Source organism: Bifidobacterium criceti, assembly GCF_002286935.1.
GTDB lineage: Bacteria > Actinomycetota > Actinomycetes > Actinomycetales > Bifidobacteriaceae > Bifidobacterium > Bifidobacterium criceti.
This window is the reverse complement of record NZ_MVOH01000015.1, coordinates 1-26312: the sequence shown is the minus strand read 5'-3', so window position 1 is coordinate 26312 and position 26312 is coordinate 1. Positions and strand designations below refer to the sequence as shown.

The following is a 26312-nucleotide window of genomic DNA, read 5'->3' as shown; positions in this document are numbered from 1 at the left end:
TCACCTCCATGCTGGTCGGATGCCGACGTCGAGCGTCGAGCAGTTCGTCTGGATCGTGATCGATGTGGATCCCGGCTGGACGGGCAGCGCCCAATCGACCGTGACCTGACCGGATGAGGGGATCATGTCCCGCGTATCCAGAGTGAGCGCCGTCGCGTCGCCGGACCACTCGATCTCCGCGTCATCCCACACGGCATACAACGTCGTGATATGCGATCTGGCGCGGAACCGGATCCATGTGGGCGCGGTGCCGAGGTTGGCGAGGTGGAGCCGCCCGGATTGCGGGGTTTGCCAGATCCATTCGCCGTATTTGTATGGGTCGGGGCAGTAGAGCACGAGGGTGCATTCGAACGCGGCCTGTGTGACGAGCATGCCGGCGGCCGGATCGTCGGCGAGCCAGCATGTGCAGGTGCGTGCGCCAAGCTGGTCCTCGACGGTCAGGGTCAGCGCGTGGCCCATGAGGGCGCACAGGCGTTGGCTCATGAGCGCGGCCTGTACGCTGGAGATGGCGTGTTCGAGCACGTGGATGCTGACGGTGCGTCCGGGTTGGGTCAGGCGCGATGGCCAGTAGCATCCGTCCTGTTGCGGCCTGTCCAGGCCGGCTTCACGCACGGCCGGCGTGGAATACCAGCCGCTGACGCCGTCCTTGAGGATGGTCAGGTCGTGGTCGAGGCTGCCGTCGCCGTCCATGACGATCGTGTCGTCAGGTGCGGTGATAGTAATGCGCATCATTCACCTCCCCATCCGGCGTTGGCCCGTGTCTCGCGCGCGTCGATCTTGGCGACCACGAGGTCGGGGTCGTTCGCGTAGATGTTGTATGTGCGGTTGGTGGTGTCCCCGCCGTGGTACGATGTGCCGGCTTTGGTGGAACCGTTCCGCGCATATGTCTGCTTCGCCTGTCTGCGTATGCCGTGCGCCATGTCGGACGCGGTCCGGCCGAGGATGGCGTCCATGTCCGGCAGGGACGCCTTGGCCAGATCGGTGCCAGCGGCTGACACGTCGCCCTCGCCTTGGTGCATGCCGACCACCATGCCCGCGGCGATCTGTTTGCCGACGGTGTCGCGGAACAGGCGGGACGGGGAATTGATGCCCAGGAAGTTCTTCACGCCGTCCCATGCGTTCTTGGCTATGTTTTTCGCCGCATCCCACAGTTGGCCGGCCGCGCCGGTCAGGCCGTCCTTGATGCCGGTGATGATGTTCAGACCGATCGATCCCCAGTCCACATTGGCGAACGCGTCCTTGATGCTGGAGATGATCTGTGGAATTGCGCCGATGAGCTGCGGGATCGCCTGCACGAGCCCGTTGATGAGCGCGATGAGGATCTGCACGCCGGCGTTGATGATCGCCGGCAGGTTGTTCGCCAACGTGTTCACAATCGAGGCGATGATCTGTGGGAGCATCGCCACGAGCTGCGGAATCGCCTGCACGAGCCCGTTGATCAGGGCCATGAGCAGTTGCATGCCCGCTTCGAGGATGCGTGGCAGGTTGTTGAGCAGTGTGGACACAGTGGCGTCGATGATCTGCGGGAGCATCGCCACGAGCTGCGGGATGCACGCCACGATGCCTTCGACCAATGCGGTGAGCAGTTGCGTCCCCGTCTCCAATATCATCGGCAGGCTCGTGATGACGCCGTTGATGAACGTGGTGATCAGGGTGGGGATCATCTCGATGAGCGTGGGCAGCGCGTTGATGATGCCGGTCACCAAGCCCTGCAGCAGCTGCATGCCGCCCTGCAGGATGAGCGGCATCTGGGCGATGAGGGCCTGGAGCAGTGTGCTGACCATCTGCACCGCGGACGGGATGAGCGTGGGCAGCTGCTGGCCGAGCCCCTGCAACAGTTGGAAGACGATGGTCGCGCCCAGGGAGATCAGGCCCGGCAGGTTGAGCGTGACCGCATCGATGACCTGCCGCACCATCTGGCCGCCGGTCTCGATCAGCCGCGGCAGGCTGGCGGTGATGGACTGCGCGAATCTCGAGATGAGCGCCGGTCCTTCCGAAGCCGCCTTGTCGATCATCGACTGAATCTGGCCGAACATCGCGGTGTCGAGCGAGCCAAGGCCAGCGAGCAATGCGGCGATGATGCCGCCGATGCCGATGAACTTCATGAAATTGCCGGGTTTGAAGAATCCGCCGACGAGCGAGCCGACCTTGCCGAACACGGTCTGGAACCCGGCACCGAGCTTCGACCCGATGCCACTGGCCCACGTGCCGAACACATCGGTCACGACATGCAACGACCCACTGATCTTACCGCCGACCTTCTGGAAGAACCCTCCTATGGATGCGATGACGGGATTGTTACCGAACGCCGCCGCGATATTGGACAACCCCGATTTCGCCCAGTTGACCGTTTTCCCGAGCGCGCCACCCACCGCGCCGGACAGACGCCCAGCCTTGTCCTTGATGGCCCCGGCGACCGTGGATACCGCGATGACCACGGGATTGTTCTCGAAGGCGAACGCGAGGCCGGCGAGCTTGGTGGTCGCGGTCTTTTTGAGGTCCAGTCCTTCGACGACCAGTTGGATGGCGGCCCACCCGTCCTTGGCGGCGCCCTTGGCTCCATCGAACACCTTCCTGACGCCCGACACCATGCCGGACGCGCCACGGCCGATGGTCTTGCCACCGCTTTCGATGGCGCCGCCCAACTGGTCGAACACACCGAGGATGCCGTCGACGTTGCCACCGACCAAGGTCAGGGCGCCGAATCCCCCGGCGAGCAATCCCAGTTGGTGCAGCATGCCCGTAACGCTCGTCTGTCCGGAATCCAATTTGCCGCTGAACGTGTCGATCCATTGGCCGGCCATGTCGACGGCCTTGTCCAGATGCTGTCCGAACTTGTCGGCGAGGGTACCGATGCCGTTGGCGAGCTGGTCGACCACGGGGATGGCCTTGTTGCCCAATTCGGTCAAGGCCCCGATGAGCGGGGTGGCGAACTTCTCGCCGGCACGGCTGAACGCGGCCTTGAGGTTGGCGAACATGCCGTCGAAACTGTCGCCGGCTGATTTGGCGGCGCCGCCCAGATGCTCACGCATCGCGGCTTCGAAGTCAGCGAAACTGACCTTGCCGTCGGATACCATCTTCTGCGCCTCGGCCGCGGTCACCTTGTAATGGTCGGCCAGATACTGCAATACCGGGATGCCGGCCTCCATGAGCTGGAGCATCTCATCGCCCTGCAGCTTGCCGGTGGCGGCGACCTTGCCGAAGATCGTGCCCATCTGGCTGAACTCCACGCCGGCGACCTGCGCGGTGTCCCCGACCGTGGTGAGCACACCCTTGAGCTGCTCTCCCTGTTTGACGCCGGAGGCGACCAGACCGGCGGCGACACTGGCCGCGTCACCCAGACCGAACGCCGTGCCCTTGACAGAAGCGAGCGCGTCGTTCATGATGCCGTCGACGCTTTTGGTGTCGTGGCCGAGGGCTTTGAGTTTGGTCTGGGCGCGTTCGATGTTGAGCGCACGGTCGAAGCCGCCTTTGGCGGCCAATGCGGTCAGGCCGCCGCCGACGGCTGTGATGGCGCCGAGGCCGACCTGTCCTACTTTTTTGAATGCCGTGCCGAGGTTGCTGACGATGGTGCGGCCGGATTTGCGTACGCCGGCGGCGGTGGACTGGTCGATCTGCCCTTCGATGGCTTTGCCCAGGCCTTTGGTGCTGGGGCTGATGATGATGTAGCCGGTTCCCAGTTCCTCTGCCATGGGTCACCTCCGTTGGGGTCATTCGATGCCGAGGCGCTGGTTGAGCGTGTGGCGTGCCTGTGGGTCGTGTGGTTTGGGGTCCGGGGCGTGGCCGGTGGCGTCGGTGGGTTGTTGCCAGTCCGGTTTGCGGGCCGAGGTCGTTGAGTGGCTGAATGCGTAGAGGATGCGGTCGGCCGCGTCGGGGATCCACGCCCAGTTCGCGAGTGTGGCGTGGCAGTGGCTGGCATGGTCCTTGAGGATCTCCCGGAACATGCCCCATGCCACGTACAGCGGTAGCGTGTCAGGGTTATAGAGGCTGTGCCATGCGTGGAGCCAGTCGTATTGGAGGGTGGCCCTATGGTTGCGCCAGAACCATATGAGGGTCAGGCTTTTGGGTCGGTGTCCCCGTATGAGCCCCATGCGTTGATGATGGCGCCGAGGTCGGCGATCTTGTCGCCGCTTTTGTCGAGTTCGCGGCCGAGCAATGGGTATTCGCGTTGCAGGTAGGCGAGGAAGACGGCGAGTACGCCGATCTGTTCGTCCTGGGTGAGGTTGTCCCATCCTCGGGCGACGACGGACAGGCCCGCGGTGAGCAGTTCGATGGGAAGTTGTCCGGAGTCGTCCAATCGGGGCAGCCTCATCTTGATGTGGCCGTATTGGATCTTGACCGGGCGTGCACCCGCTTCGGTGTCGGCGGATACCGCGGTCGGTGTGATGGTGATGGTCTCGCTCATGGTTCTTCCTTGTCATACGTGTGTCTGGATATGGGAGGTCCCGCCGTGTGTGCTGTGGCGGGCCCTGATGGGTGGGTTGGGTCAGGCGTTGGGTGTGACGTCTTCGGCCATGCCCCATGCCTTCCACATGTACGGCGCGTCCGTGCCGCCCTTGTAGGTGCGCAGGGTCATGCCGTAGTTGAGCAGGTTGGAGATGTTCCACTGGAAGTCCTCACGTTCGTTGACCTGCGCCTTGGGCAGGTGCACGATGATGAGGTTGCCGGCCTGGGTGAGGCCGGCGATCACGTACTGGGCGTATTTGGTGACGTCGGTCCCCGTCACGGTCAGGGACCCGTCCGCGGCCACGGTGGCGTCGAAGTACGTTTCGAGGACCTCTTTCTTGGATTCGAGCGCGGCGAACGCGAAGGTCCAGTATCCGCCGCTGGTCATGGCGACCACGTTGTCGCCGTTGTGGGCGGCGAAGTCGTTGGAGTCGCCGGATTCGGGGTGTACGGTGATGCCGTCCTCGCTGAAATAGCCGAACGGGAGCTTGCCTTCGGCCGGTCTCCAGTCCGCTTTGAGATCCCCTATGGTGGTGTCGCCCACGTCGTAGCGGAAGACCGCCGCTTCTTTGATCAGGCGCACGAAGCTGGCGTCGTTGCCGGATTTGACGAAGTCGGTGTCCGTCACGGATGTCTGGGCCGTCGCTTTGGACGGTGTGGTGGATGTGGCCATGCTGGCCTCCTTCTGGTTGTTGGTTGGTTCAGATGCATGCAACGGTGAGCAGGAGGGCTCCGTACACGTAGTCGACGCCGAGGTTGGCGTCGTGGTTGTCCATGGGCCCCGACTGGACCGCCACGTCGCACAACGGCCAGTCGAGCCGGTGGCCGAGCATGGCCTGCGCGGCCAGCCTCCACAGTTGTTGCGCGTCCGTGTGGTCTGTGACGCCGGCGTCATTGTGACTGTAGGCGCTGATGGTGAGGGTCCAGCGTTGGGTGGCCGCCGTGGGTTGCGCCCCGGCACCGAGGGTGAGGAACAGTTTCCGGTTGCCCGGTGGCATGTCGTAGCCCACAGGCACACCATCGAGCGCGGACTGGATGGCGTCTACCACGATGGCTGACGGGTCGGCCGTGAGCAGTCGCATGCTCATATGCGCACCTTGCCCAGGAGTTCGCTCATCAGGCCGCGGTGCGCGTCCTCGACCGACATGGGGATGGTCGCGACCACTGAGCCGCGGTCCCGGTCGTCGTTGCGCCACACCTTGATGCTGGGGTGCACTTCGGCCATGCCCTCGACCTGTTCCTGCACGTTGTCGAGCAGTTGCTCGTTGTGCAGGAGCTGTTTCTGCACGTTGGCGCGGTTCAATGTGAATTTGCGGCAGAATCTACCCATTGGTCCTCCCTTCGTTCGCAGTGCCATTGCCAGCCGATGACGCGTTCCCCGCGCCTCCATTGCATGGGGGTTTCGGTGATGGTCATCGTCTCGCCGCGCACGTCGACGAGGTCGCCCTCGCGTATGTCGAGCGTGGCGTGTCCGCGCCGGTACAGGTCATAGCCGGAGACCAGCGTGACCCGTCCGGTCTCCAGCTGCCGTTCCCGTGTGACAGGCGCTACAAGCACACCGATTGTGCCGACCGGTTCGGGCGGTTCGCTGTGGCGCCGGCCGTCGATCATGGTCACGCGGCTGCGCGAGACCGTCACGGTCTCATAGTCGGTTGGGATCATGCCCGAACCTCCCCGAATCGTTGTGCGTAGGTGAGGGTGAATGCGCGCCCGCGCCGTGGGCTGAGCGCGCGCCGTTCCTCGTCACGCAGGTAGAGGTTGCCGCTGGGGTTGTCGAACGTGTACGAGTCCTGGAACGAGCCGGTCGTCTGGCTCATCTGCTTGACACCGTCCGGCATGTCGATGCCCGATGCGGCCATGGCGCGCTGCACCATGGCGCAGCATACGTCGGCGCAGATGCCCGGATTCGACTGTTCCGCCGCCTGCCATCCGGGGCATTGCGCGCGGATCAGTCGCGTGGCGCGGACCAGGAGCACTCCTGCCTTGGCCCGTTCGGAGTCGAGCAGCGTGTGCCATCCGGCCTCGAGTTCGTCCACCGACGCGAACGGTTCCGTATACGGTGCCATGGCCGTCCTCCTTTACTCGCCGACGTGCTCGACCGTCTGCTCGCCGGTGTCGATGTTGCGCGTCACCCGGCGGCGCGCGCCGTCCGGGCAGTCCACGTCGAACACCTCGATGCGCCCAGCCGGTGTCTCGCCGGCGGTTTCTGTTTCAGAGCCGGCGGTGGTTTTCCTAGCCATTGAGCACTCCCTTCAGGCGCGCGGCGGCCTTGCCTCCGAACACGGCCATGCCGCAGTAGAACTCGATGCGCGTGCGGTAGGCGGGCTTGCTCTGCAGCTGGCCGAGGTCCTCGACCTGCACGCCGCCGTTGGTCAGTCCGGTGACGGCCTGGTCGCCCTCGTCCACGCCGAACCTGACGGCGTAGATGGAGGACGTGTTGGAGGCGGTGCCCTGTGTCTCGGTCAGGGGCAGGATGTCGTCTCCGGCAGCGGTGGTGCCCAGGTCGAGGATCGGGATGCCGTTCCACTGGATGGCGCGTTTGCCGGCGATGTCCTCCATGAGCACCGCGTCGAGGCTCACATGGCGCAGTGCGGACGCGATCTTGCGGATGATCTTCGCGTTCGCGTAGATCGCGCCGTTCGTGCCGTTGATGCCGGGAACGGCGGCGAGCAGTTCGTCGAGCTTGTCGAGGAACGTGTGGATGTCCGCGTTCGAGCTGCCCACGACGTTCAGGCCGTTCGTGTCCGCGTCGATGACCTGGTTGCCGGTCAGGCGCTTCTTCAGCCCGTCGAAGCTGTTCGCATCGGTCGTTGTGTCGCCGTTGATGAACGTGTCCTGGAACTTGTACGAGATCGCCTTGACCTTCATCGCGGTCTGGGTGGCGCGCTGGTCGTTGAGGTTGGAGCGGGTCTGCTGGATGAAGCGGTCCACGTCCGCGTCGCCGCCCAGGATCGCGAGCGTCTCGCTCTTCTGGTTGACGGTGCCGGTGGATTCGGAGTAGGATCCGTTGACCGCGCGGAACTCCACTCCCGGCAGGGTCGCCTCGGAGTTGTATGCGTAGGCGTTGCCCTCGATCTCGAGCATCGGGATGCGGTCAAGGACCGGGGATGTCTGCACGAACGTCTCGAGGACGCCTTTTTGCAGATCGGTGGTCGACAGTTTCGCCGCCTCCGTCAATGTGATGGCCATGATGGCCTCCTTTCGTCAGTCAGTTGTTGTAGGCGTCGCGCAGCAGGTCCATGCCATGGCGGTCGTCCTTGGGCGCATGCCCGTCGGAGTGGCCGGCCGGTGGAGCTCCCCTGCGTCCCGTCTTGCCGAACTGCTCCTTGAGTGTCTCGGCCGCGGCCTTGAGGCTGTCCTCGTCGTCGGCGGCGAGCATGGCGAGCACGTCCGAAGAGATGCCGGTCTCCTTGGCGACGCGGGAGACGAGTTCGCGGCGCTGCTTCTCGGCGGCGAGCTTGTCGCGCTCCGCCTCGATCGCGGCAATCCGTTCGTTGAGCCTGTCCATGTCGGACTTGCCCGACTCGCGCTGCTCGTCATAGGCCGCGGCCTTTTCCTTGAGCTGCTCGTAGTCCTTGAGCTTGGCCTCGTACTTCTGCTCGATCTCGGCGACGCGTTTGGCGAGTGCATGGCTGAACTCCTTGGACGCGTCCGTACTGTCGCCGTCGTGTTCGCCGTTTGGCTCCTGCTGTGGCGGTTCCTTCGGTTCGGTGTCGGACGAGCCGCCTTCGCCGTTGCCGGTGACGGTGCGGTACGGGCGCGGGCTGGACTGCTGCCAGAGGTCGGGGTTGTGCAGTTTCGGCATTGCTGTTTCCTTTGCTGTGTGGTGCGCACGGTTAGCGACGCGGCGTGCGGGGTCCGCGATGAGTGGTGGATGCAGGATTTGCACCTGCGCGGCTCAATGGCGGCCGATTTACAGTCGGCTCCGGTCGGCTACTGCGGCAATCCACCGGGTGTTGTATACTTTGAAGTGAAGGGAGTCCCCGTGCTGGCTTGAAATAACAGTTGGAAAGCGCGGGATTGGCTCCCTTCTCTCATTCCAGTGTCATCTCCCACAGTCCTTCGGGTGAATCATCCATGATGAAAAGGTGCCGGATTGGAATCGGCACCCTCAGGTTGTATCCAGCCAGTTTCTCGAATACTTCTGGAGCTACCTTCGCCCCACGTAGGTCGAGCAGGAAAGTGTCTTTGACCACACCATGCTTAGCTGCTTTGTTCACGGCCTTTTGAATCAAAGAGGAAAGCGTAGTATAGGTGGGATGTTTTTTCGTCGTTCCCTTGAGCTCGACGAGAAGATCGCGTTCCTTCCACCTGAAGTCATTTGTCGGCGTGAAGCTCTCCCGTTCTTGAGGTACCCAGACGAAATGCTGACCCAGCTCTTTGAAACGTTCCATCGTGACTATTTCATGCATCTCCAGCATGTCGATTCCGGGCGGTATCCCAAGCGCCTTCTGTCTTCTATTCCATTGCCGCGGGCTCAAGGATTGTTCTTCACGCATGTTTGTGAAGCTTTTCTCCTTGACCCATGAGGTGCGTTTCTTGGGCGGACGTACTCCATCTGAGAGTTGCCTGTAGTACTTGCGTCTCATGGACATGAGGATCTTGGCTTCATCTACGCTTCCAGCATCCTTCTTGGCCGCCTCATACATAGCTCGGTAGTGTTGCTGCTCATAGGCGATGCGTTGATCCGCACCCCAACTGCACACCACTTTGCAATGGCATTTGCCGTCATGGAACGACCCGCCGAGTTCCGCGCTGTTCTTTGTCCGGTATTCGAATCCTCTGGAGGCAAGCATGATACAGAACGCACAAGGCTTTGCCCCCATCGTGACACGTGCCCATCGCGGGTGTGTCGGATCCTTTTCCTGGTTGCTCCACGTCGTATCACGGGCCGAGCGTTCAATCATCTCCGCGATAAGCTGTTGCCAGTCATCGACGCTGTGATAATCAGGCCAGAGGGATTCGACGCTCAACCCAGCTCTTGACTGACCTTCAGTCAACTGGGTGTAGTTCGTTCCGTTCCAATCCGTGCCACTGAAGCCTCCTACCTGATGGTAAAGAGTCTCATATGGATCGTAGAGCTCGGGTGTGAATTCCGGGAACTGCACCCCTGCGTACTGCTCCCACATCATGCGCGTGGACATGTAGTAGTCGTTGGTCAGCTGGCTGGCGTCACGCGTGTATTGCAGGACTAGATCCTGTCGTTCCTCTGGACGGCAGGCCTCCATTTCGTAGGTCGCCGCATCGACAAGATTCTCGAGATCCGCTTCATAGAGTCTGTGCAGCTCGTTGAGCTGCTTCTCGAATTCAGCCTTGCTGGAGGGTGCGAGGGGTATTCGGTTCAGTCGCATTCGCCGTCCCCCGTCCGTTTATCATGCTGGCACGCAGCTCGTCTATGCGTTGCTCGCTGCGCTTGCGCTGCTGTTCCATGCGTAGGATGCGACGTTGTTCGTCGCTCAGGTCGAGCATGTCGTAGGTGACTTCGGAGTCGGCGGGCAGGATGTTGGCCTGCACGAGCTTGACTGCGGCGTCCGCTGCGGCAGCCCTGCTCGGTGTCGATGGGTTACGCCATTGAGGGCGCACTGCCTGCACGTCGCCGTCGCCGGCGGCCCGCTGCGCGCGGTCGATGACGTGGCGCCACGGGTTGCCGAACCACCGGTGGCATTTCTCGGCGAGCAGGCACAGCTCCTTGGTGGCCTTGTCGATCGCCTCGGCCGAGCTGGGGTTGTCGGTGAGCACGCCCATTGCATCCGGCGGCAGGCTCGTGGCGGACGCGAACATCGTCGCGGTCTGCCTCAGCTGCGCGCTGTGCGGCTCGAAGCTGTACTGCGTGAACTGGCCGACCTGCGGCACTTCGCCGGATGAGGAGTCGCGCGGCAGGATGAGCATCTGGTCGAGCATGAGCCGCCAGCGCGGGATCGGGGTACCGTCCTCGTCGGAGAACATCTCCTCGCTCGCGCCCAGGATGTAGCGGGGCGGCACCGAGTAGAGCTCGGCCTGCATTTCGCTCCTGAGGAACGTGCGCACCGCGGAGTCGGTCAGGCTCATGACGGCGCGGTCGATGCGGCTGCGGCCGAACGGTCGGCGCTCGTCGGGCTTGTAGGCGAACAGTTCGCACGGGATGCGGTCCGCGTCGTCCTCGTAGCGGTCGGCGACGTGCCATCCGGTGCGGTCGTGTTCGATGGTGATGGTCATGCCGTAGCGCATCAGATAGGCGCAGTCGATGCGCCTGTAGTCGTCGGACACGTCGAACAGGAGCGCGCTTTCAAGCCGGTGGCGCCGTTTGTCCCAGATGCCGGTGGCCACGTCCGCGGTGAACTCCTGGACGATCACGGCCGGCTCTCCCAGATCCGCGTCGCCCGCGAGGACGGCCACGAAACTGCAGGAGTGCACGAGCGCGTCGGTGTGCACGCTGTCGGCGACGGCCATCAGATCGTTGACGTCCATGATGGATTGCACCTGGTCGGTCAGGTCGTCGCCGGACTCGGATTGCAGACCGTCCATGGCCACCCTGTTGGACAGGCCTTCGACAGCCTTGGCGGGCCAGCCGACGACGATGTCGATGTCGGCGGCGACGGGCGGCAGGGCGTAGCCGATGTCGTGCAGTTCATTGCGGCCGTCCATGTAGGCGCGGCGCAGCCCGTTGCGTTTGCGCTTGGCGATCAGGCGGCGCAGGAGCGTGCGGTAGAGTTTCTGCTCACTGGAACCCAATCCACTGATTGTGTTGGGGAAGGTCAGGCTCATGGCAGTCGTATCACCCTTCTGGTCTCGAGCGGGTTGCGGTGTGTGGTGCACGACCCGTGCAGGGCGAGCGTGATGGCTACGAGCGGGCTGATGTCCACGTCGGCCGTGCGTTTGTTCCATCCGAACGCGCCGGATTGTCCGATGTTGCGTTTCGTGGCGCCTTTGACGGCGATGTCGAGCGCTTCCTGGTCTTGCAGGTGGTGCAGTGTGCCGTCGCGCAGCATGTCGACGAACCGGCCGCATGCCTGCCCCATGTCGGTGGAGTTGGTCAGTGTGACGCGCACTCCGCGGGCCTTGAGGTCCTGCACGAGCACGGTGGCCGGCGACTGTGCGTCGATGACGACGCTGCAGGTGCGGGCCCACCGTTCGGCGATCCAGTCGACCGCCCAAGCGACGCCGTTCTGTCCGGTGCTCTCGAAGCGTGCGAGCTCGACGTGGGCGCTTTTGTCCGCGTATCGCATGCACGCGCCGATCGCCACACTCGCACGGTCCGGCGGCATGTCGATCGCGAACGAGACCGCGCCGCCGTCGCGCCGTCTACTGACGCCGGCCTGCTCCCACTGCCGTGGGTCGATGGCGTGTGCGATGTCGGTCTTGTCCCAGATCCCGAGCGCCTCACGGCGGAACGAGTCGTCGGACAGCATGGCGCGCATACGTGCGATGGCTGTCTCGCTGGTGCGTTGCGGATAGGACGGGTTCGCGGACGCCCATGTCTCACGGTTGTCGAGGTCGCTGCCGCGCGGGGCGCTGAACTCGACGTACAGCAGGTCCTTGTCCGCGCCGGCGAGTGCCGTCCGTCGTTTGTCCCGGAAGATTTCGGCGGGGTCACCCGGTTTGGGTGGCGTACCGATCATCACGATGAGCGGGTTGGCGGCCGTGTTCGTGGCGGGGACCATGTCGTCCAGGGCGCGTTCGGTCAGGATCTGCGCCTCGTCGAACACGATCTGGTCGATGCCGTCGAATCCTCGTCCGAACCCCTGTTCGCGAGCGCCGAACAGGATGCGTGATCCATTGTGGAATCCGATTTCCTGTTGGCCGTTGGCACGGCGGATGGTGGCCACGTAGCGGGCAAGTTTCGCGTCGTGCGCCAGTGTCTGCATGCTGGCGAAGGTTTCGTCGGAGGTGCGGGAGCGGTGTGCGGTCCATAGCACCTTGAGCCCTGGGGTGAGCAGGCAATCGAGGAACGCGGCGGTGCCGAACGTGAAGGTCTTGCCCACCTGTCGAGGCAGGCTTGCAGCGAGTCCTCCGGCCCCGCACGCGTATCTTCCATCCTTGCGTAGCCCGTACATGAGAGTGAGCAGCCCTTGCTGCCACGGGTCGTATGTGATGCCGGCGATCTGCGCGAGTTTGGCGATGCGCGGGAATCGGGTCTTCACGATGCCGTCGGGGATGATGAGGTGTGAGGCGAGGTCAGACAGCTTCCGCCCTGAATTCGTCATCGTGAATCACCTCATCGTCGTCGAGCATCGCGAGGACGTCGTCACTGCCCCGTATCTCCATGAGTTCGCGGCTCACCGCGATCAGCTGTTTGCTAAGCGCCGCGAGCGCCGCCGGCGGGCAGTCCGGGTCGTCGATCGCTTCCTGCAGGCGTGCGCGGTTACGTCGCAGTGTGGTCTCGAGCGGTTCATCCATCTTGCGTTCGAAGGCGAGGTCGACGTCGTGTCGGCGGTTGGCGGGGATGTCGCGGTCCTTATATTCGAAGTCGTCGCCAGCGAGCACGGCTTTCTCTTTCTTGGTGGCGGCGGGGCGGGCGCCGATCTTGTCTCGCATGCGTTTCGCCTTCACGCGGCAGGAGGATGAACAGTAGCGTGGTTTCTTGCCGTGGCCGCTGTATTGCAGCTCTGTCCCGCATACGCAGCATCGCATGATCATCACCGCTCTTTCGTTACGAATCGTTTCATGTAACGATTGGTGCATCCTTGGGGGGATATCGGCACTGCACCCGAGGTGGCCTCTCCAAGGCCCACCGGGGTACCCTCCCCACCATTCCGGGCGTGTCGGGCGACGGTCACCACGCGCTCGCGTGCAACGGCAGCGAAGTCGCCTGCGGCTGCGGCCGATGCTCGAGCTGCGCTCGCGCGTAGTCGTCGCTCTTGTTGCTCTTGAGCCGGTTGCAGCGCCGGTGCGTCAGGCGTACGTTGTCCCATGCGAGCGGGTCGCCGCCGCGCGACACCGGGATGACCTCATCGACCTCGGCGCTTAGCGGATGTGGTGTGCGCAATGTTTTGTCGACCGGTTGCCCGCAGATCGCGCACGTGTCGTACGCGGCGAGCACACGCGCGCGCAGCTGCCGGCGGCGGTGCCCGTTCGCGCTGCGTGGGTTGGCCCGTCCCATGATCCGCTCCCCGATACGTTCACGGCCCCGGACAGTCCACACCGTCCGAGGCCGTATCCTCGCGCTCAGCTACACGCGTCGCGCAATACTAGTAACCCTAGGCGTTGCACCCGCGTTTGTCAAGCCCGCGCCTCAACAGCAGGATGTCCGCGAGCGCGAACACCGGTATGCCCTCGTCGTTGGTGCCGACTGGTTTGAGGCGGCCGCGTTTGACCCATGAGCGCATGGTGTTCGCGTTGACGGGCAGGCCGCATGCGCGTAGCTGTTGGCGCAGCTCGGCTCCGGTGCCGATCGTGCCACTGGTGAGCAGGCGGAGTTCGTGTGCTTGGGCGATCTGTGCGATCGGGCTCATATGCCCACACATGACGCACCGGTGGTCGGTCTCATTGATGGGTTGGGTCTCGGGGATCCATGCGCCGTAGCCGCAGCGCTCGCAGACTCCGACGTACCGGTGCGAGGGTTCGGGTTCGGTGAGTTGTCGGGCGTGCCATGCGGCGTCGTCGACGAGGCGCACGATGTCCCACGCGTCCGTACGGGTGGCGAGCGCTGCGCAGGGTTCGTCGCGGTCGAGGCCTTTGAGCAGGCCATGCACGCTCATGCTCCTGCCGTATCGTAGGCCGGCGGTGGTGGCGAGCATGCGGGCGAGCGCGAGGGTCTGGTCGAGCAGGTCGGCCGCGGTGAGGTTGATGGGTGTGGGTGCGCTGGTCATGCCGCGGCCGCCGTCGTGTGGGATGCGGATTCGGCGTGTGGCGAGCTCCTCCAATGTGGCGGCTTGTTCGCGCAGATCGTGGATGTCGTCTCGGATGCGGGTGGCGGTGGGCTGCATGCGGGTGTCCTTCCGGTATCATGGCTTGTGGAATCGGCGCCCCTGAGTCCGGAAGGACGATGGGGCTTTTATTGGTTGTTCAGGTGGGCTTCGATGATGGCGATCGCCTGTGCGAGTCCGCTCGTGTACCCGTCGTCGTAGTCGTAGTGGTCGCTCGTCCATGGGTCGCGGGCTTGTTCGCGGTGTGTGTAGAGGTCGTTGATTTCCGCGAGCGCGGCGCGTAGGGGGTTGTTGTTGTTCATGGTCGGTCGCCTTGCCAGAGTGGTACGTCGCTGAATTCGGGTGGTTGTGGTTTGTCGGGTGTTGGGTTTCCACCGGTTTGTATGACGTCGGTGACCTCGGCTTCGGAGAGGCCGAGTAGGCTGGCGGTGCGGGTGACGCTGATGCCGTCAGCGTGCCATTTGAGGATCATTTCTGTTTTGTATTTGCTGACCATGCTTATGCCTCCTGGTCGTCGAATGGGTATTGGTTGTCGTAGTGGAGTTGTCCGCGCATGCGTTCGGCGCCGATCCTCTGGTAGAGCAGGGTCAGGCCGCGGCGGGTGATCTTGCAGGTGGGGTCGAGTGCGAATGGTGTGCCGTTGTGGTGCCTGCCGGGGCGTCGTGGTGGCACGAGCATCACGTGTCCGGCGTCCTTGTGTGCCGCGTAGGGTCGGTAGCCGTTGTCCTTGCGGTAGATCCATTTGTGGTCGAGCAGCCATGCGCGCAGTTCGCATTCGCGGATGGGCACGCCCGCGGTGGTCAGTTGGGAGGCGGCGTCGCGCACGGTCAGCAGTCCGGGCGCTTCGCAGAAGTCCTCATAGGCTTGGGCTTTGGGTGCCAGTGTGCGCACCTGTTCCTGAGCTTCCTCGCGCTGTGACGTTTCCTCTTTGAGGCGGGTGGCGAGCATGATGATCGTGTCGGGGTCCGCGAGCGCGGCCTTGATGGTGTCGGGTGTCATGTACGCGCCGTGTCTGCGGATGGATGGGAGGATGTCGTGGGTGACCCAGCGTTGGAATTCCTTGGCGACCGGTTTTCGCGAGCGCAGCACGAGTTTGTAGAAGCCGGATTCGCTGATGATCAGCGGTGCGCGGCCGGCGGTGGGCTGAACCTCGATAGTATCGAGGTTTGTGATTTCGTCGGTGTCGAGGATCGCGCGCAGGTCCTTGGTGTCCGTGCCGAGGATGTCGCACACGTCCTTGGCGATGAACCATGGCGCGTCGTTGTGGTCGGTGAGGATGCGCACGTGGTGTTCGTGGAAGATGTAGGCGGCGGGTTCGGTGGTCATGGTGTCTCCTTCGAACATTTGTTTGGATCGTTAGAAGTGGTGGATGTCGCCCCACCAGCTGATGAGCAGCATGAGGGCGCAGATGATGGTCAGGATGATCGTGTCGCGCACGTGTCGCCGCTCCCCTCGCTGGTGTTGGTGGCCCACAGGGACGCGAGCATGTCGCCGATGGCGGCGGTGATGTCCGCGAGCGCGGCCTGTTTGCCGGCGATGTAGACGCGGTCGGTCAGGTCATGGCGCGGATCGAGGGTGTGGTCCTCGGCGGTGGCCTGCGCATGTGCGCGCAGCAGGGCGAGCACGTCGTTGAGTGCGCTCGCGCGTTCGCTGACGTTGGTGGCCATCAGTGTTTTCCTTTGCGGTCGTGGTGGTCGTCGATGAGGCGGATGACGCCGGTGAGGATGAGGGCGAGCATGCAGGCGGTCAGTCCGCCGAGGCCGAATGCGCCGATGGGGTTCATGCGTCGCCTCCGTCCGCGAGCGCCGCGGCGGATGTTCCTTCGGTCTGGTTGAGGCGGTCTGCTTCGGTTTGGCAGGCGGTCATCCAGTCGGATGCGCCCCATCCGTGCCGTTCGTGGCTGTATTCGGCTTCGTGTGGTTTCATGATCGCTTTGACGTGTGCGCAGTCCCATGTGTGCCGGTGCGTGGTTGGCGGCGTGGGCTTGTGGCGTGTGTCGGATGGGCGTTCGCGGGTGGCTGGGGTGAGGTAGCCGCCTTCGATGCCGCGGCGCAGCCACAGGGTGAACGCGGCGTCGAGGTTCTTGGCGATGTGCCCGTCGGCGAGTTGTTTGCAGCGGAATTTCTCGGCTTCGGCGACGAGGTCGGCGTGCGCCCCGTCGGCGAGGGCGCGGGCCTCGGCGTTGGGTTGCCAGACGGCGAGCGCGGCCTCGGTGCCGGCGGCGGGTTGCGGTTTGGGTTCGGCTTCGCGCGTGCGCGCGGCCTCTCCCGGTTCTACGGTTCTTCCTTTGGAATGGGTTTGTGTGAAAGCATGTTTCACCCCAGATTTCCTATCAGGTTTCACCCCTGATTTCACCCCAGAGGCCGTTTTCACCCCAGAGGCCGCCCCGGTTGGATCCGTGGTCTGGGGTGCAATGTTTTCACCACTAGGTTGTGTGGCCTCCGCCACCGTCGCCGGTGCCGTGGTGGGCGCGTTGCCGTCCATGTTGAGGCGCCATGCGATGGGGCGGCGGTTGGCGGGGATGTGGGCGAGGATGCTCTGGTCGTCGCGGATGATGAGGCCTTTGGTTTCGAGGCTGGCGAGCTTGGTGCGGATGGTGCGTGTGGTCACGCCGCACAGGTCGGCGAGGGTTGCGGCGCTTGGGTAGATGTTGCGCCCGTTCTGGTCGGCCATGTCGGCCATGACCATGAGCAGGCGGAACTCGTTGGCGTCGAGGTCGCGTGTCGCGTCGTAGAGCGCCCACGTGGTGGCTTGCAGGCTCATGACTCCTCCTCTCCCTCGATGGGGATGATATGGATCTCGATGCGCCACAATCCGGTCTTGCCGGTCGTGCGACGCGGTTGCAGGAATGTGCGCTGCCGGATGTATCGGCTGGAGTCGTCGGGCCATAGCCCGCCGATGGTCAGCCCGTCCACGACGGGCTTGAGCGTGGGGAAGAAATTGTCCGGGTCGGCGTTCGGCTGCCGACGCGGGTAGAGGACCACATAGGCGACATCGCAGCGTCGAAACGGCGTAAAGCCGGGATGACGAGCGATGTGGTTGCGCGCCAGATGGTAGCCGCGCTCCTTGAGCGCGTTCTTGGCGTCCTTGCGCGCGGCCCGCGCGCCCGCGCTCACGGTCATCTGCGAGCCGTTGGCGACGAGTCGCTGCCGCTCGGTCAGGTCGAGCGAGAGCACGGTCTCGCCGCACTCGCGGCAGAAGTCGGGGTCCTCGTGCGTCGGCGCCATCATGGCCGCGCCCCCGTGGTGGCCTTGATGTAGACGTGCCACAGGCCCTCGGCGACATTGCGGGCGCACGCGTCGAACGCGTGGGCGGGAGCGAACGCGGCCTTGGGCCGGCCGTTGCGCACGGACGAGGCGAGGGACTGCGCCGCCCGCGTGGTGGCCCTGCCCGTGCCGTGCAGGACACGGTGCAGCACCCACCGGCCGGGATGCTCACGCGCGACCCTCGCGTTGTGTTCCGCCTCGGACTCGACCCCGTCGCGCACGTCCGGCGGCAGCTCGCCGACTACCATGCCCGGCTCCCAGACAGCCACGTCACGCATGGTGGTGTCCGCGAGCGCCGCCACGTCAGGCATGGCGTCCGCGGCTGGTGCCAGGGCCGGTTCGCTGTCCGCGCCGGTGGTGTCGCTCATGGTGGTGACGAGCTTGACGGCCTCGACGAGGGTGCGGTGCGGGTTGTCGGCGAGCAGGACGCCGACGTCGTGCGCGATCGGCTCGAATTGCTCGCCGTGCTCCCTGAGGTAGAGGGCTGTCGCCTGATGCTGCTGGTTGACGTTGAGCTCGCCCCACGCGGTGTGCCACCACATGCGGATGTCTGAGTTTTTCGGCCGTGCCATGCGTGCCTCCCTTACGGTCTCGGTGTTGTTGGTTGTATCGGTGTCTGTGTTGGCGCCGCGCATCTCGTCGATGCGCTCGCGGTTGGCTGTGATGTATTTGTCCCAGTCGATGAGTCCCTCGAACATGGTGGCCGCCCTTAGAAGTCGTCCTCGTCGCTGTTGGTGGCGGGCGTGGCTCCGAAGGTGGTGCCGAAGCCGCTGGCGGCGTCGGCGGCCCACGGGTCCTGTGCGGTTGTCGTCTGGGTGGCGCCGCCCTGGTATGGTGCGCCCGAGCCGGGCGTGGACGGCTGCGCATACTGTGGCGCGGCGCCGTTGTTGTTGTGTTGGCGGTTCACCTGCGCGGTGGCGCGGCGCAGCGATGGGCCGATGGTGTCGACGCGCAGTTCGACGACGGTGCGCTGCTCGTGGTTTTCGGTCTCGTACGTGCGCTGCACGAGGCGTCCCTGCGCGATGACCGACATGCCCTTGGACAGGCTGTGCGCGATGTTGCTCGCGAGCGCCGTATGCTGCGAATCCCACGCCGAGCAGTTCATGAACAGGGTGTCGCCGTCCTCCCACTGGTTGGTGTTGCGGTTGAACGTGCGCGTCGACGAGGCGATCGTGAAGTTGACGACCGTGGCGCCGTTGCCTACGGTGCGCAGCTCCGGATCACGCGTCAGGTTGCCGACGACGGTGATGATGGTCTCTCCCGCCATGTCACTCCCCCTCCGTCTGCGAGTCCGCGTCCGTGCCTGTGTAATGGGCGGCGCGGGCCATCGCCTGATTGTGCAGTTTGAGGCCGGCGGCCGCGACTAGGATCAGTTCGCCGCGGGTGAGGCCGTCGAGCCATGAGCGCGCGCTCACCGCGGTCCTGCCGCCTTCCGTCTGGTGGATTTTGACGCGGCCGACACGGTGCGAGCACTTCGCGTCGGCCATGACGGTCTCGACGACGAGCGGGCGCAGCCGCCCCTCGGCGCAGAGGCGGTCGTGCGCGGCCGTCATGCACTGCGCCTCCTCCGGCCACGTGTGTTCCCGTGCGGCGATCTCCATGTGTGTTCCTTTCTTCTCTTCGGTGTCGTAGGTAGGTGGGTGGGCGCGCTGGGAGCGCATCCCGGTGAGTACAGGAGCATGTGGTCGCACCCGCTCCCATCGCTCCCCCGGGCCGGGGCTATCACCGGACGTGGGGGTGACGTTGACGCGTCCACCTGAGCGGGCCGGGAGGGAATCGCACCCTCCTCCACCGCGCATCGCCACCGGCCAACACGTGGGTTGGGAGAAGCGGCCGGATCGTATGCGGGTGGGGCCAGCTTGCACGGCCCCGTGCGCGTGGATGCGGCGCCAGAGTAGTTAATGGGCCCGCCGCATCCCCGCGCGTCTGTTCGGTTATTTGGTGTTTGCGGCTTGTCCTTTGCCGCAGCCGCGCACCACACGCACAGGACGCATGGACGCGGAAGCATGATGGTTGGCATGGCCGTCCGCGAGCGCACGCCGCACATGGCATGCCGCGCGCTTGGTCCGATGCCAGATGATCGCGCACGTGTCGATCGTGGTGTCGAGCATGGGCAGGCCGTAGGCGAGGGATGCGATGAGCGTGAGCCATGCGATGGTGTATCCCCACGGCGCGCGGTAGAATCCGACGCCGCATGCCACGTAGAGGAACGATGCGAGGGCGGTGGGGACGCTGAGCACGGCGAGCAGGCGTGCGGGGATGGAGGGTCGGTGTTCGTGGTCGTTCATGTTGTGTGTCCTTCATTCTTTGTTCGTCAGTGTCTGGATCCACCGGTCCATGGCGGCGCGGCTGACCTTGCGTCGGCCGGGCAGTCCTTCGCGGTTGGGGGCGCGGAAGGTGTCGAGCTCGCCCGTGTTGATGGCGTGGCGTACGCCTCGTACGTCGAGGCTGTAGACCTGGGCGGCCTGTTCGGGGCTCCATGCGAGGCGTTCGCCCAATGGGACGCGGCTGTTGTCCTTGGGCGCGCTCATCGTGCGTCCCCGTCTCCGAAGACGCCGGAGCAGATGATGTGCACGTCGTCCGGGTCGACGCCCATGTAGTCGGCGATGATCCTGCGGGCCGCCTCCCGGCTCTTCTCGCGTTCGCCGTCGTCCGGGTCACACTGGTCGCGTTCACTGAAATCCGCGGCACGCTCCTGCGGCGTGGGGAAGGAAGCTGTTTCCTGCTCCCTCTTCTCGTCCGCGAGGGCGTCTTCGCGTGCTTCGGCGGCGTCGTAGAACGCGTCCATCAGGCGGCGCGCCACCCATGCCGGGCGGTTGTCGGTGAGGTCGGGCGCGTGGTGCGTGAGCAGGCGCTTGTACAGGCCGATGGCGCGTGCGCAGTGGGCCAGTGTCATCGGACTGAGCGTCGAGTAGCTTTTCGGCAGGTCGAGTTCGGGCACGTCGCCGTACCACAGTTTGCCGAACAGTTCCCGCGCGAGCCTGTCCTCTTTTTCGAATGGTTCGTCCAGATCGGCCGCGGCGTCCTGCTGTTCGGTGCAGCAGTGGCCGGTGCATGGCGTGTGCACATCGACCATGCAGGGCATGTCGTCCGCGCACGCCTCGCCATCCCCGGCCTCCTGCTGTCGGGCCTCATAGCGGCGGTGGTGCTCGTGGATGCAGTCCGCCCACTCGTCGATGGCCTCCCCCGCCGCGGCGTCGGCGGCGAGCAACTGACGGTCGAGGTTGTCGATGCGCGCCTGCCAGGCACGGTGCGTCACGGTACCGAACGACACGACGCCGCGTTCGCGTTCCGCCCGGTATTCCTCCCATGCCTGGTCGAGCCTCTGCGAGCAGGCGAGACGCAGGTCACTGGCGGATTGCACGCGATCGCGCAGTTCGCTGCAGTACGCGCATCGGTTCCAGTCGACGCTCAGGTCACATGTGGTGGTCATTTCGATTCCTCCTTCTCGGCCTTGAGTTCCTTGCCGATCAGTGCGCGGATATATTGCAGGTCGGATTTGGTGTACCGGATCGTGGCGTGCCGCCCATTGCCGATGTGGATGCAGGCCTCCCAGATCTTCGCGCCGCTGGCGTCGAGGTCGGGGCGACGCATGATGGCGAACCCTCCCGAATCCCTGATGCTCATTTCGATTCTCCTTCCTTGGACGCGAGCGCCTTGATTTGTCTGGCGATGAGCGCTGATGCGACAATTGGTGTGATGATGCAGATGAGTTGCAGGAAGGAGGTGACGACATGGGGCGTTCCCGTTTTCTTTCCGCATCGGACAAGTTCAGCGAGGCCGCGAAGTCCGCTGACCGGGACGAACGGATGCGACTGCTGTGCGAGGGCTTGGCGCATCTGTCCGCTGGTTTGGACGACCTTGATGGAGGGGTCGGTTCCATCGCCTACGACGTCGATGTGATCAGCGACAAGGTCGGCCCTCAACGCCGATAGCTGCGAGAGCACTTCGTCGGTCGCACGCTTGATCCGATAGATTGCCTCGTTGCCGTTTTCGGTAAGGTGCGCGCCGGCGATCTCCTCCCCGATGATTCGGCGCAGGGCCCGTGCCTGCCTTGATTCGGCGCCGTCCGCGCGCGAGAGTTCCAGTTCCCTGCGGACGGCGTTCCTCATGGCCCCGACAAGCGCCGGATTCGCCAGTTCGAATTCCTCGACCGACACCGGATTCTCATTCATGGTCGTCATTTCGATTCTCCTTCCTTGGACGCGAGCGCCTTCGCCAGCACCTGCACCGGGTCAACGCCGATTGCTTGTGACATAGTGATGAATTCGTCAAGCGTGATGCGCTTGTGGCCGTTGAGCTTGGCGGAGACGGTGGGCCTGCCCATGCCGATTGCCTCGGCGATGGACGTCTTTGATTCGCCCTGATAGGCCGCCATCCGGTCCAGCTCTTCCACGGCTAGCCGCGAAAGCTCCAACCCACTGTCTTTAAGTAACTTCATCATGCCTTCAGTGTACATACTTAAAGACAATTGTCAACTCAAATAAAGACGGCGTGTCGATAAGTGAATACACTATGCTGGGTATATGGCAAAGACAGCACGACGATGGAGCTCGCTGGACAAAGCAGCGGTAAGAATCCTCGCAAAGATCAAGGAAGAGGACCGGAGGGACCTTTCCTATAGGCAGATGGCGAAGATGACTGGGATGACGCCATCTCGCCTCTCGGGATTGTTCCTTGAGACGATGGGCCCTCCAACGCTTGATGAGTTCTGCACACTTTGCGAATTATTCGAAAAATCTGCTCCGCAGACGTTGCAATCAGCTATTACCGAGTCACAAAACATGGCGCTCGCGAACACCCACAAAGGCTGCGCCAACGCCGCTGTCGATGATGCGAATGCTGCGCTCGCGGACGCGGACAATGGTATCGACATCTATGATATGGCCGAGCGTATCAAGGCAGAGGATGCGGTGAACGATGAATGACGGCGTGTCGTGAGAATTTGCCAACTCGGGTATTCTCAGATAGATTGGGGTATGTGAGAAAGCTGGGCGTTGTCCAGTTCGTAAAGACCGTTTCCCGTTTTCGGTGAAACGGTCTTTGCGCATTACATGGAGGTTTGATGCATAAGCCGTTTACTTCTATCGATGATCAGATCTCCTTACTTGAGAGTCGTGGGGTCATCTGTGACCGAGACACCGAGACGGCATTGATGCGCGAGGGCTACTATTCTGTCGTGAACGGTTACAAGAATCCTTTTCTGGACCGTGATGCAAGTGCCGCCGCCGGAGACGACCGTTTCATGTCTGGCACTCGGTTCGAGGACATCCTCACTCTCTTTGATTTTGACCGAAGACTACGGTTCGCCGTATTCAAAGCCCTTACCTTGGCGGAAGCCGTACTTCGTACCGTATGCGCCTATTGCTTCTCTCAGGACCATCTCGACGAGCCCAATGCGTATCTGAATCGAGAGAACCTGTTTCAGCCATCCTCCGAGCAACGGGACATCGTTTCGGGCATGTTGCGCACGATGGAGAAGATTATCGACAACGGTGGCAGAGCCCCAGAAAGGGGCGGCAAGGAGTATCTGCACCACTGCATCGCCAGCCATGATGGTGAAGTGCCGCTCTGGGTGCTGGCGAACGACATGAGCATCGGTCAGGTCACCACGTTCTACCGAATCATGAGCCCTGCCGAGAGGGGTGCCGTCGCCCGGCAATTCGAGTTCCTCTACACCAAGTCGCATCGCAAGCCGATGGCGATCACGTCGGCGAAACTGGATTCGATTTACAGCCGTATCAAGAACTTTAGGAACATCTGCGCACATGACGAGCGATTGTATTGCGCACGCCCATTCGGCCTGAACAATTCGCTGTTCCAGCTCATGCGAGATCTACAGCTGGTATTGACGAAGAAGGACCATCGTGAATTCCTGCAGCAGGTTGAGTCCCTCATGCTGTACATCATGAAGAGATTGCCGGGCATCGCACCACAGGTATTCGATTCTATGGGAGTCGGCGGCTTCGAAGACTACTGTGACTATATGGAATCCTTGCGTAGAATCTGAATGCAACCCAAGTCTGGCACTGGCACGGCGACCTGTGGCGAAACGGCACGCAGACATGGAGGCGAGCGCCTGCATGACGACCCGCGGCTGGTGGTGCAGTAGGGTGTTGCGCATGTCACGGGTTGTCTCGCCGCATCAAAATAGCTTTGGCTGCGATGCCGCGGAGGTATGGCTGAGCACCTTGACAATGGCCACGTACTTCGTGACGAGTCTGCTGCTTCCGTCAAGGGACTTTTCGACTCGCATTATCACGCGGTAGAGGAACCTGAGGAACGGATGCCAGCCGGTGATACTGCCGAGGGAGTTGTCCGCAAGAAGAAAGGAGTCTGCGATGGCCAAGAGGAAAGAGGATGGCTTCCCTCTTACACAGAGTGAAGCCGATGCGCTGATTGAAGCAATCAAGCGTACGGCGGTCAGTTATTTCACAGTGCCGGCCCCACGCGAGCAGGGCAAGAGCTTTCCGGTCGTCTCCGACGCTGGCGAGCGGTTCACGATAGCCATGTACCAAGGAGGTCTTGGCGATGGGCGTTCAAGCATCTGCGCGTTACGCTCGAATGGGAACATAATGCTGATGCGGTTATGCGTGGGTGATTCACGGGTGCATTCGAACCCGGATGGGACCATGGTGCACGGATCCCACCTGCATGTGTATCGTGAGGGCTTCAATGACCGGTTTGCCGTTGCGGTAGACATAGGCAGCCCGGATTTTGTTGCGGATATAATCAGATTGCTCGATGAATTCCATGTGGTGGAGAGGCCGAACATGCAAGGGAGCCTGTCATGAACAAGACGCAGGTGATGGACCCCGTCAAGGAGTATTCGCAGTGGCTGGTGGAACAATCCTCCACCCGCGCCCGCAACGGCTGGACAGAGATCAGCCTGCCCCTGCTCGATGAATCCGATGATTACCTGAGTTTCTATATGCGTGTGCGTGACGGGCAGACGGAGTTTTCTGATGATGGATGGACCTTGGCGGATCTTTCCATGCGTGGCGTATCGATGACCGGCGCACGCGGCGACCGCATGGAGACGATTCTGCGCAGGTTCGGCGCTTCGGCCGACGGCGGGGTCGTGACGCTGAAGACCGGGGGATCGCGGCCCGATGCGTTGAATCGGTTCGTGCAGGCGCTCATGCATGTGCGGTCGTTGTCGGAGACGTCGTCGTCGCGTGTGGCGACGTATTTCGCCGAGGATGTGGCCAACGCCTTGGAATCGAGCGGCGTGTTCTTCACGCGTGACATCATTATCCGCGGAGCGAGCACGTATGAGCATAGCTTCGACTTCCTGTTCCAGCGGAACGCAGATCATCCGACGCGGTATTGCGATGCGCCGAACCAGTTCAACAAGACCGCGGTGAGGGACATCATGTTTGCATGGCAGGATACAGTGCTCAGCCCGGAACGGCGCGGGTCACAGCTCATCGTCATCGGCGATGACCGCGAGCACGCGTTGAACAAGGACGCCCGGACCGCATTCGAGAATCTCGGCGTACAGGTGCTCCCCTATTCCAGCATCCTCGATGGCAGGGGGCTGGGACTTGTATCGTAGTAGGCTCTCTTCGTTTCCCGGCCTACACCGTGATTCTTCGCATAATTAGGAATCAGCCGATATGGAAGATTCACTGCTTATGGAAGCGTCACGCTGGGCGCGTGTGGCCGAACAGCCGTTGCTTGGCGGCTATGAGGGCTGCTACGTGCCCGGATTGGATCTGATCGTCCTAGATTCGCGGCTGACGGACGTGCAGCGCCGCTGCGTGCTCGCGCATGAGATCAGCCACGCGAGGCATCGTGACGCCGGCTGCCGGTGCGACCGGTGGGCGGAGCGGCGCGCGGACATCGAGGCGGCGGCGATGCTGATCTCGCCGCTCGAGTACGCGTACGCCGAGGCCGTGTACGAGGGCAATACGATCGGCATGGCACGCGAGCTCAACGTGCTGCCATGGGCCATCGAAGCGTTCCGCGAGCGCCTGCATGACGATCCGCGGCTGGTGGTGCAGTGATTGGCGTGCGTGTGCGATAGGTAAAGGAGAGCAGAGATTGGCATTTGATAGTCGAGCGGTGAAAGGCGAGTCGGTCATCTACGAATGGGGCTCTTCTCAGGTTAGTGTGTAAGGATGTCTTTGAGTTGGCTGCTGTGGATGAGGCATCGTTGGATGTAGCTGGTGGTGTTGGCGAAGCCCATGGCGTTGCCGCGCAGGGTCTCGAGCCTGCCGTTGATGGCTTCGGTGGGTCCGTTGCTTGAGTGGGGGTGGCGGAAGAGGGCGAGGATGTCGCGCATGCGTCTTTTGAGCACGCGGCCGAGGGAGGCGAGTTCCCGGCAGCCTTTGTAGCGCCCCGGTCCGGTCAGGTCGTCGATCAGCTCGCGCATCATGCGTTCGCCGCGTCGCCGGTCGTCGCACCGGTAGGCGTGTATGACCCTTTGGTAGACGTCGTGGGCGAGCATGAGGTCGTGGTTGGTCTGGATGGCGAACAGGGTCATGAGTCTGGCACGGCCGCGTGCGCCGAGGTATTCGTCGCTGGTCAGCAGGGCGCGCCTGCAGTCGTAGAGCCTGTCGCCCTTGACACCGCGCCTGCCGGTGGCGTCGCGTTGCAGGCGGCAGCGCACCTTGGTGACGCGGGCGGCGGCCAGTTGCACGACGTGGAACGGGTCGATGACCTCGACCGCGTGGGGCACGACGGATTCGACGGCCTGCTTCCAGCCGGCGAACGCGTCCATGGCGACCACCCCGACGCGTCTTGTGAACTC

General features: G+C 63.3%; 39 protein-coding genes and 1 tRNA gene. 5 read left to right on the top strand and 35 right to left on the bottom strand.

Going from position 1 to position 26312, the window contains the following annotated elements; all coding sequences use genetic code 11:
- From B1526_RS06665 to B1526_RS06515, 34 genes are all read right to left on the bottom strand, one after another.
- Nucleotides 1-732 (bottom strand): phage tail family protein, encoded by a 732-nt coding sequence (locus tag B1526_RS06665; protein WP_095615293.1) that lies wholly within the window; start codon nt 730-732, stop codon nt 1-3.
- Nucleotides 729-3692 (bottom strand): tape measure protein, encoded by a 2964-nt coding sequence (locus tag B1526_RS06660; protein WP_095615292.1) that lies wholly within the window; start codon nt 3690-3692, stop codon nt 729-731. The genes B1526_RS06665 and B1526_RS06660 overlap by 4 nt, the downstream gene beginning before the upstream one ends.
- An 18-nt stretch (nt 3693-3710) precedes the next feature.
- Nucleotides 3711-3944 carry a hypothetical protein gene (locus tag B1526_RS06655; protein ID WP_095615291.1) on the bottom strand — a complete coding sequence of 78 codons (234 nt, stop codon included), beginning with the start codon at nt 3942-3944 and terminating at the stop codon, nt 3711-3713.
- A gap of 110 nt (nt 3945-4054) precedes the next feature.
- Nucleotides 4055-4405, bottom strand: a complete 351-nt coding sequence (locus B1526_RS06650) for a hypothetical protein (RefSeq protein ID WP_095615290.1) — start codon at nt 4403-4405, stop codon at nt 4055-4057.
- A gap of 81 nt (nt 4406-4486) precedes the next feature.
- Nucleotides 4487-5119 (bottom strand): hypothetical protein, encoded by a 633-nt coding sequence (locus tag B1526_RS06645; RefSeq protein WP_095615289.1) that lies wholly within the window; start codon nt 5117-5119, stop codon nt 4487-4489.
- 28 nt (nt 5120-5147) lie between these two features.
- A complete protein-coding gene (locus tag B1526_RS06640; protein ID WP_095615288.1) occupies nt 5148-5534 on the bottom strand; it encodes a hypothetical protein in 387 nt (128 codons plus the stop codon).
- The gene (locus tag B1526_RS06635) at nt 5531-5734 is read right to left on the bottom strand and encodes a hypothetical protein (protein ID WP_235607087.1); all 204 of its coding nucleotides are present in this window, start codon (nt 5732-5734) and stop codon (nt 5531-5533) included. Before B1526_RS06635 ends, B1526_RS06640 begins: the two co-directional genes overlap by 4 nt.
- 11 nt (nt 5735-5745) lie before the next feature.
- Nucleotides 5746-6108 (bottom strand): hypothetical protein, encoded by a 363-nt coding sequence (locus B1526_RS06630; protein ID WP_095615286.1) that lies wholly within the window; start codon nt 6106-6108, stop codon nt 5746-5748.
- The gene (locus B1526_RS06625; RefSeq protein WP_095615285.1) at nt 6105-6512 is read right to left on the bottom strand and encodes a Gp19/Gp15/Gp42 family protein; all 408 of its coding nucleotides are present in this window, start codon (nt 6510-6512) and stop codon (nt 6105-6107) included. Before B1526_RS06625 ends, B1526_RS06630 begins: the two co-directional genes overlap by 4 nt.
- Before the next feature lie 12 nt (nt 6513-6524).
- Nucleotides 6525-6686: a hypothetical protein gene (locus B1526_RS09140; protein ID WP_157908713.1), complete on the bottom strand. Its 162-nt coding sequence runs from the start codon at nt 6684-6686 to the stop codon at nt 6525-6527.
- On the bottom strand, nt 6679-7635 hold the full coding sequence (locus tag B1526_RS06620; RefSeq protein ID WP_095615284.1) for a major capsid protein: 957 nt from the start codon (nt 7633-7635) through the stop codon (nt 6679-6681). Before B1526_RS06620 ends, B1526_RS09140 begins: the two co-directional genes overlap by 8 nt.
- A 19-nt stretch (nt 7636-7654) precedes the next feature.
- The gene (locus tag B1526_RS06615; protein WP_095615283.1) at nt 7655-8251 is read right to left on the bottom strand and encodes a capsid assembly scaffolding protein Gp46 family protein; all 597 of its coding nucleotides are present in this window, start codon (nt 8249-8251) and stop codon (nt 7655-7657) included.
- A gap of 63 nt (nt 8252-8314) precedes the next feature.
- Nucleotides 8315-8397, bottom strand: a tRNA-Tyr gene (locus B1526_RS06610).
- An 83-nt stretch (nt 8398-8480) separates the two neighbouring features.
- Nucleotides 8481-9797: a VG15 protein gene (locus B1526_RS06605; RefSeq protein ID WP_095615282.1), complete on the bottom strand. Its 1317-nt coding sequence runs from the start codon at nt 9795-9797 to the stop codon at nt 8481-8483.
- Nucleotides 9754-11190, bottom strand: coding sequence for a phage portal protein (locus B1526_RS06600; protein WP_095615281.1), 1437 nt, complete (start codon nt 11188-11190; stop codon nt 9754-9756). The genes B1526_RS06605 and B1526_RS06600 overlap by 44 nt, the downstream gene beginning before the upstream one ends.
- Nucleotides 11187-12629: a terminase large subunit domain-containing protein gene (locus B1526_RS06595; protein ID WP_095615280.1), complete on the bottom strand. Its 1443-nt coding sequence runs from the start codon at nt 12627-12629 to the stop codon at nt 11187-11189. The genes B1526_RS06600 and B1526_RS06595 overlap by 4 nt, the downstream gene beginning before the upstream one ends.
- Nucleotides 12601-12960, bottom strand: coding sequence for a hypothetical protein (locus B1526_RS06590; protein ID WP_133088501.1), 360 nt, complete (start codon nt 12958-12960; stop codon nt 12601-12603). Before B1526_RS06590 ends, B1526_RS06595 begins: the two co-directional genes overlap by 29 nt.
- Nucleotides 12961-13198: 238 nt before the next feature.
- Nucleotides 13199-13525 (bottom strand): HNH endonuclease, encoded by a 327-nt coding sequence (locus B1526_RS06585; protein WP_095615278.1) that lies wholly within the window; start codon nt 13523-13525, stop codon nt 13199-13201.
- Between the two features lie 97 nt (nt 13526-13622).
- On the bottom strand, nt 13623-14351 hold the full coding sequence (locus tag B1526_RS06580; protein ID WP_095615277.1) for a hypothetical protein: 729 nt from the start codon (nt 14349-14351) through the stop codon (nt 13623-13625).
- A 68-nt stretch (nt 14352-14419) separates the two neighbouring features.
- Nucleotides 14420-14593: a hypothetical protein gene (locus B1526_RS09135; protein WP_157908712.1), complete on the bottom strand. Its 174-nt coding sequence runs from the start codon at nt 14591-14593 to the stop codon at nt 14420-14422.
- Nucleotides 14590-14787 (bottom strand): hypothetical protein, encoded by a 198-nt coding sequence (locus B1526_RS06575; RefSeq protein WP_095615276.1) that lies wholly within the window; start codon nt 14785-14787, stop codon nt 14590-14592. The genes B1526_RS09135 and B1526_RS06575 overlap by 4 nt, the downstream gene beginning before the upstream one ends.
- A gap of 2 nt (nt 14788-14789) precedes the next feature.
- Nucleotides 14790-15617, bottom strand: a complete 828-nt coding sequence (locus B1526_RS06570) for a BRO family protein (protein ID WP_162287953.1) — start codon at nt 15615-15617, stop codon at nt 14790-14792.
- Nucleotides 15618-15706: 89 nt separating this feature from the next.
- Nucleotides 15707-15958: a hypothetical protein gene (locus tag B1526_RS06565; RefSeq protein ID WP_095615274.1), complete on the bottom strand. Its 252-nt coding sequence runs from the start codon at nt 15956-15958 to the stop codon at nt 15707-15709.
- A 112-nt stretch (nt 15959-16070) separates the two neighbouring features.
- On the bottom strand, nt 16071-17054 hold the full coding sequence (locus tag B1526_RS06560; RefSeq protein ID WP_162287952.1) for a helix-turn-helix domain-containing protein: 984 nt from the start codon (nt 17052-17054) through the stop codon (nt 16071-16073).
- Nucleotides 17051-17521: a RusA family crossover junction endodeoxyribonuclease gene (locus B1526_RS09185; RefSeq protein WP_162287951.1), complete on the bottom strand. Its 471-nt coding sequence runs from the start codon at nt 17519-17521 to the stop codon at nt 17051-17053. The genes B1526_RS06560 and B1526_RS09185 overlap by 4 nt, the downstream gene beginning before the upstream one ends.
- The gene (locus tag B1526_RS06555; RefSeq protein ID WP_095615272.1) at nt 17518-18255 is read right to left on the bottom strand and encodes a hypothetical protein; all 738 of its coding nucleotides are present in this window, start codon (nt 18253-18255) and stop codon (nt 17518-17520) included. Before B1526_RS06555 ends, B1526_RS09185 begins: the two co-directional genes overlap by 4 nt.
- A gap of 11 nt (nt 18256-18266) precedes the next feature.
- Nucleotides 18267-18824, bottom strand: a complete 558-nt coding sequence (locus B1526_RS06550) for a single-stranded DNA-binding protein (RefSeq protein WP_095615271.1) — start codon at nt 18822-18824, stop codon at nt 18267-18269.
- Nucleotide 18825: 1 nt separating this feature from the next.
- A complete protein-coding gene (locus B1526_RS06545) occupies nt 18826-19158 on the bottom strand; it encodes a hypothetical protein (RefSeq protein ID WP_095615270.1) in 333 nt (110 codons plus the stop codon).
- A gap of 333 nt (nt 19159-19491) precedes the next feature.
- Nucleotides 19492-19845, bottom strand: coding sequence for a hypothetical protein (locus tag B1526_RS06540; RefSeq protein ID WP_095615269.1), 354 nt, complete (start codon nt 19843-19845; stop codon nt 19492-19494).
- Between the two features lie 12 nt (nt 19846-19857).
- The gene (locus B1526_RS06535) at nt 19858-20088 is read right to left on the bottom strand and encodes a hypothetical protein (RefSeq protein ID WP_095615268.1); all 231 of its coding nucleotides are present in this window, start codon (nt 20086-20088) and stop codon (nt 19858-19860) included.
- Nucleotides 20085-20990, bottom strand: coding sequence for a hypothetical protein (locus B1526_RS06530; protein ID WP_095615267.1), 906 nt, complete (start codon nt 20988-20990; stop codon nt 20085-20087). Before B1526_RS06530 ends, B1526_RS06535 begins: the two co-directional genes overlap by 4 nt.
- Entirely contained in the window at nt 20987-21184 is a 198-nt protein-coding gene (locus B1526_RS06525; RefSeq protein WP_095615266.1) for a hypothetical protein, read from the bottom strand. Before B1526_RS06525 ends, B1526_RS06530 begins: the two co-directional genes overlap by 4 nt.
- A complete protein-coding gene (locus B1526_RS06520; protein ID WP_095615265.1) occupies nt 21181-21741 on the bottom strand; it encodes a hypothetical protein in 561 nt (186 codons plus the stop codon). Before B1526_RS06520 ends, B1526_RS06525 begins: the two co-directional genes overlap by 4 nt.
- Nucleotides 21738-22001 carry a helix-turn-helix domain-containing protein gene (locus tag B1526_RS06515; RefSeq protein ID WP_157908711.1) on the bottom strand — a complete coding sequence of 88 codons (264 nt, stop codon included), beginning with the start codon at nt 21999-22001 and terminating at the stop codon, nt 21738-21740. The genes B1526_RS06520 and B1526_RS06515 overlap by 4 nt, the downstream gene beginning before the upstream one ends.
- 82 nt (nt 22002-22083) lie before the next feature.
- Between B1526_RS06515 and B1526_RS06510 the strand changes: the two genes are divergently transcribed.
- From B1526_RS06510 to B1526_RS06490, 5 genes are all read left to right on the top strand, one after another.
- On the top strand, nt 22084-22485 hold the full coding sequence (locus B1526_RS06510; protein ID WP_133088496.1) for a hypothetical protein: 402 nt from the start codon (nt 22084-22086) through the stop codon (nt 22483-22485).
- 137 nt (nt 22486-22622) lie between these two features.
- On the top strand, nt 22623-23567 hold the full coding sequence (locus B1526_RS06505; RefSeq protein WP_095615262.1) for an Abi family protein: 945 nt from the start codon (nt 22623-22625) through the stop codon (nt 23565-23567).
- A 331-nt stretch (nt 23568-23898) separates the two neighbouring features.
- On the top strand, nt 23899-24351 hold the full coding sequence (locus tag B1526_RS06500) for a DUF6978 family protein (protein WP_095615261.1): 453 nt from the start codon (nt 23899-23901) through the stop codon (nt 24349-24351).
- The gene (locus B1526_RS06495) at nt 24348-25115 is read left to right on the top strand and encodes a DUF1829 domain-containing protein (RefSeq protein WP_095615260.1); all 768 of its coding nucleotides are present in this window, start codon (nt 24348-24350) and stop codon (nt 25113-25115) included. Before B1526_RS06500 ends, B1526_RS06495 begins: the two co-directional genes overlap by 4 nt.
- 61 nt (nt 25116-25176) lie before the next feature.
- Nucleotides 25177-25566, top strand: a complete 390-nt coding sequence (locus B1526_RS06490) for an ImmA/IrrE family metallo-endopeptidase (protein WP_133088494.1) — start codon at nt 25177-25179, stop codon at nt 25564-25566.
- 101 nt (nt 25567-25667) lie between these two features.
- On the opposite strand, the gene B1526_RS06485 is transcribed toward B1526_RS06490, so the two are convergent.
- A partial coding sequence (locus B1526_RS06485) for a transposase (protein ID WP_162287950.1) occupies nt 25668-26312 on the bottom strand: 645 nt, incomplete at its 5' end.